Source organism: Bradyrhizobium sp. SHOUNA76 (genome assembly GCF_023006445.1).
Taxonomy (GTDB): Bacteria; Pseudomonadota; Alphaproteobacteria; order Rhizobiales; family Xanthobacteraceae; genus Bradyrhizobium.
This window is the reverse complement of sequence record NZ_JALBHA010001037.1, coordinates 1-738: the sequence shown is the minus strand read 5'-3', so window position 1 is coordinate 738 and position 738 is coordinate 1. Positions and strand designations below refer to the sequence as shown.

Here is a 738-nt window from a genome sequence, read left to right as displayed (position 1 = left end):
CACGGTGATGCGGATGCGATCCGGCAGCTGCGGCTGCCCGCGCCAGACCGGCTGCCACTGACCGTCGGGCCCGGCATAGGCGAATTTGACGCGGAAGGGCGCCCGGATCAGCACGACCTGGTCGACGAAGCGGATCTGCCCGTCGGTCGGCATCGGTTGGAACGGCGCACGCTCGCGCACCAGCGCCAGCCCCTGCGCGTCAGCCTTTTCGATCAGGCGGACGAATTCGAGACCTGGACGCGTGCTCGGACCGAGTGCCGTGCGCAGGAAGGTCACCGACAATTCGGCGCCGTCGAACAGCGGCACCCTGGCGTCGCCGTTCACTGTCATTTGCTCCGCGACGGACAGGTCGGCGACGATGCGGTCGAGCCCGGTCGCAAGACGCTCGGCCCGCTGCACGCGGGCAATGCCGCGATTCCAGTTCGGCAGCCATTGCGCCGTCATGGTCGCCAGAGCCGCCAGGATCACGGTCATCAGCAGGGTTGCGAGCAGCACTTCGAGCAAAGTGAAGCCGGCCTCATCGGCCAGTGCGCGGCGCACGCGCTTCATTGCCAAGCCCCTCAATGCCAGGCCCTTCACTGCGACACCCTCGGCACCAGCTTCACCGTCGTGACCTGGATCGCGCTCCCGTCGGCGCGCTGCAGGCGCAGATTGACCGCCAACGGCACGAAGCGATCGCTGGCGGGATCACCGCCCGGAACGTTCATCGGCGCAACGTCGAGCCGCCAGCGGCTGTCG

The 738-nt window shown here is 68.3% G+C and carries 1 protein-coding gene; it reads right to left on the bottom strand.

What is annotated here, in order from left to right; genetic code table 11:
- Positions 1-549, bottom strand: a 549-nt coding sequence (locus MOV74_RS39545; protein WP_246933041.1) for a general secretion pathway protein GspJ, incomplete at its 3' end; no start/stop codon positions are given.
- Positions 550-738: the final 189 nt, after the last annotated feature.